The sequence below is a fragment of the Saccharothrix hoggarensis genome, from assembly GCF_042678885.1.
Taxonomy (GTDB): domain Bacteria; phylum Actinomycetota; class Actinomycetes; order Mycobacteriales; family Pseudonocardiaceae; genus Actinosynnema; species Actinosynnema hoggarensis.
Genome location: NZ_JBHTLK010000409.1, coordinates 1 through 2,837, shown reverse-complemented (window position 1 = coordinate 2,837; position 2,837 = coordinate 1). Strand labels below are relative to the sequence as shown.

Annotated in this window: 3 protein-coding genes and 1 pseudogene; all 4 read left to right on the top strand. The window is 74.3% G+C overall.

The annotated features are described in order from the left end of the window. Window positions 1-608: pseudogene (locus ACFQ3T_RS35635) on the top strand (zinc ribbon domain-containing protein); the annotation flags it as partial. Between the two features lie 34 nt (window positions 609-642). Beyond that, on the top strand, window positions 643-1,710 hold the full coding sequence (locus ACFQ3T_RS35630) for an NAD-dependent epimerase/dehydratase family protein (RefSeq protein ID WP_380730391.1): 1,068 nt from the start codon (window positions 643-645) through the stop codon (window positions 1,708-1,710). Window positions 1,711-1,914: 204 nt separating this feature from the next. After that, complete coding sequence (locus ACFQ3T_RS35625) at window positions 1,915-2,490, top strand: helix-turn-helix transcriptional regulator (protein ID WP_380730388.1); 576 nt, start codon at window positions 1,915-1,917, stop codon at window positions 2,488-2,490. Window position 2,491: 1 nt separating this feature from the next. Further along, the gene (locus ACFQ3T_RS35620) at window positions 2,492-2,707 is read left to right on the top strand and encodes a hypothetical protein (RefSeq protein ID WP_380730386.1); all 216 of its coding nucleotides are present in this window, start codon (window positions 2,492-2,494) and stop codon (window positions 2,705-2,707) included. Window positions 2,708-2,837: the final 130 nt, after the last annotated feature.

Genomic DNA, 2,837 nt, shown 5'->3' with positions numbered 1-2,837 from the left:
TGCGCGGCGACGTGCGCAGGCACAGCGGCCGGTCGGGACGGCGCTGGAGGTGGCACGGCGACCGGTCCCGGTGGCTGCGCCGGCTCGTGGCGCTGCTCGCCGTGGCCGTGCTGGCCCTCGCGGTGGTGCTGTTCCAGCCGACCGCACTGCGGCTGCTCGAAGACCTGCGCGACCGGCTGGCCACGCCCGCCCCGGTCGCGCCGAGCGTCCCCACCGCCACCGCCGAGGTGGCCGGGCACCCGGCGTCCGCCGCCGTCGACGGGCTGTCGAACCGGTACTGGGGCGCGCCCGCGGTCGGCGACGCGGTGGAGTTCACCTTCACCACGCCGTTCCGCCTGCTGTCGGTCGTCGTCCACACGGGCGCCGGGGTGGAGCCGGCGGTGTTCGCCGGGCAGGCCAGGGCGACGGCGCTGGACGTCGTGGTCACCGCGTCCGACGGCACGCACCGCACGATCCCGGTCGTCCTCGGCGACCGCAGCGGGCCCCAGCGCACGGACACGGGCGTGAGCGACGTCGTGCGGGTCCGGTTGGTCGTCCGCGGCGCGGCGGGGCTGGAACCGGGCCGGCACGTGGCCCTGGGCGAGGTGGAGTTCTTCCGCCGCCCGTGACCGTCCATTGTAGACCTGAGAAGAGGAGCAGCACGTGGATGTCGTCGTGGTCACCGGCTCGGCCGGGTTGGTGGGTGGCGCGGCCGTGCGGGCCTTCGCCCCGCGGTTCGACCTGGTCGTCGGGGTGGACAACCTGATGCGGCGGGACTTCTTCGGCGACGGCGCGGTCGCCGGGGAGGTGGCGGAGCTGTCCCGCCTGCCGAACCACCGGCACCACTCCGTGGACGTGCGGGACGAGTCGGCGATCGGCGACGTGCTGCGCGAGTACGGCTCCGACGTGCGGCTGGTCGTGCACGCGGCCGGGCAGCCCAGCGCCGAGTGGGCCACCGGGTCGCCGTTGGTGGACTTCGGGGTCAACGCCCTCGGCACGGTCACCGTGCTGGAGGCGGTCCGGCGGCACTGCCCCGACGCGGTGGTCGCGGTGGTGTCCACCACCAAGGTCTACGGCGCCGTGCCGGAGACGTTGCCGCTGGTGGAGACCGCGACCCGGTGGGAGATCGACCCGGCGCACCCGTTCCACGAGCACGGTTTCGACGAGTCGCTGCGGCTCGACCGGGCCGACCGGACGTTCTTCGGCGTGTCGAAGCTGGCCGCCGACCTCGCCGCGCAGGAGTACGGCAGGCGGCTCGGGATGAACGTCGGCGTGTTCCGCTGCGGCACGGTGGCGGGCTTCCGGCACGCGGGCGTCGAGCTGCACGGGTTCCTGTCGCACCTGGTGCGCAGCGCCGTGCGCGGTGCGGCGTTCCCGGTCATCGGGCACGGCGGCAAGCAGGTGCGGGACGTGCTGGGCGCGCGGGACCTGGCGGAGATGTTCTGGCAGTTCTACCTGGCCCCGCGGCCCGGCGAGGTCTACCACGCGGGCGGCGGGCGCGAGCGCAGCGCGTCGGTGCTGGAACTGATCGCCCAGTACGAGTACCTGACCGGGCGGCCGGTGCGGTTCGAGTACCGGCCGGAGCACCGGTTCGCCGACGTGCGGTGCTGGATCACCGACACCCGCAAGTTCCGGCGCGACTACCCGGCCTGGCGGCCGACCGAGGACGTCGCGGCCCTGCTGCTCGGCCTGCACGAGCACTGGAGCGAGGCGGCCGTCGTGAGCCCTTGACCAGGTGCGTCGGACCGTGTTGAGTGCGGTGCGCCACTGTTCTCAACGGTTCTGAAGAACCGCCGTCGGACGTGAAGAATCCTTGTAGACGGCGTTGAGACCCCGTGAAGCCGCGCACCGCAGACTCGAACCCGCAACGCAAGACTGTGGGAGGCAGCGGTGGAGCGAGTTCGGGTAGCAGTCCAGGCGGCGGATCACCTCAGCATGACGGGCCTGATCGCCTACCTCGGCACACGGCCGGAGGTGCAGGTGCTCGGCAGCGCGCAGCACGCCCAGGCCGACGTGGCGTTGGTCGCGGTGCCGAGGCTGGGCGAGGAGGTGGCGACCCGCCTGCGCCGGGCGGCCGCGCAGGTCGGCGCGCCGGTGGTGCTGGTCGTCGACGAGCCGCGCGAGTCCGACGTCCTCACCGCCGTGGAGTGCCGGGTGGTGGCGGTGCTGCCCCGCGCCACGGTGACCGACGAGGTGGTGCTGCGCAGCGTGCTGTCGGCGGCGTCGGGCGGTGGCGTGATGCCGCCGACCATGGTCGCCGAGCTGCTGCGGCACGTCGAGCGGCTGCAACGGCAGGTCGTGGCCTCGGAGGGCGGCCCGAACCGGCTGACCGCGCGGGAGGCCGACGTGCTGCGGCTCATGGCCGACGGCCTCGACACCGCGGAGATCGCGGGCAGGCTCTCCTACTCCGAGCGCACGATCAAGAACGTGTTCTACGGCATCACCACCAGGCTCAACCTGCGCAACCGGCCGCACGCGGTCGCCTACGCCCTGAGGAAGGGGATGATCTGACGTGGACCAGCCGATCACCGGGAAGGACGGCGCGGCCCTGCGCCACGTGGTGGACCTCGCGCTGCGGGGCATCCGCGCCAAGGCCCGCACCCCGCACCCGGCCCGCCCGGCCGCCGACACCCGTCCGGCCACCGACACCCGCTGGGTCATGTCGCCCGACGGCGTGATCGACGGCGCCCACGACCCGGACCACCCGGACGCCGCCCCCGAACGCTGACCGCACGGGCAAGCCGGGGCGCCGAACCCGACCCGACCCGGCGCCCCGCCCGCGACCCACCACAGCGGCCACCACACCCGCCACACCCAACGGACCGCACGGCCACACCGGCGCCCACGCGCGACCCGCG

What these genes read in the sequence shown, in the direction of transcription:
- ACFQ3T_RS35625 (WP_380730388.1), top strand. Translation starts at nt 1,915, where the DNA reads ATGACGGGCCTGATCGCCTACCTCGGCACACGGCCGGAGGTGCAGGTG.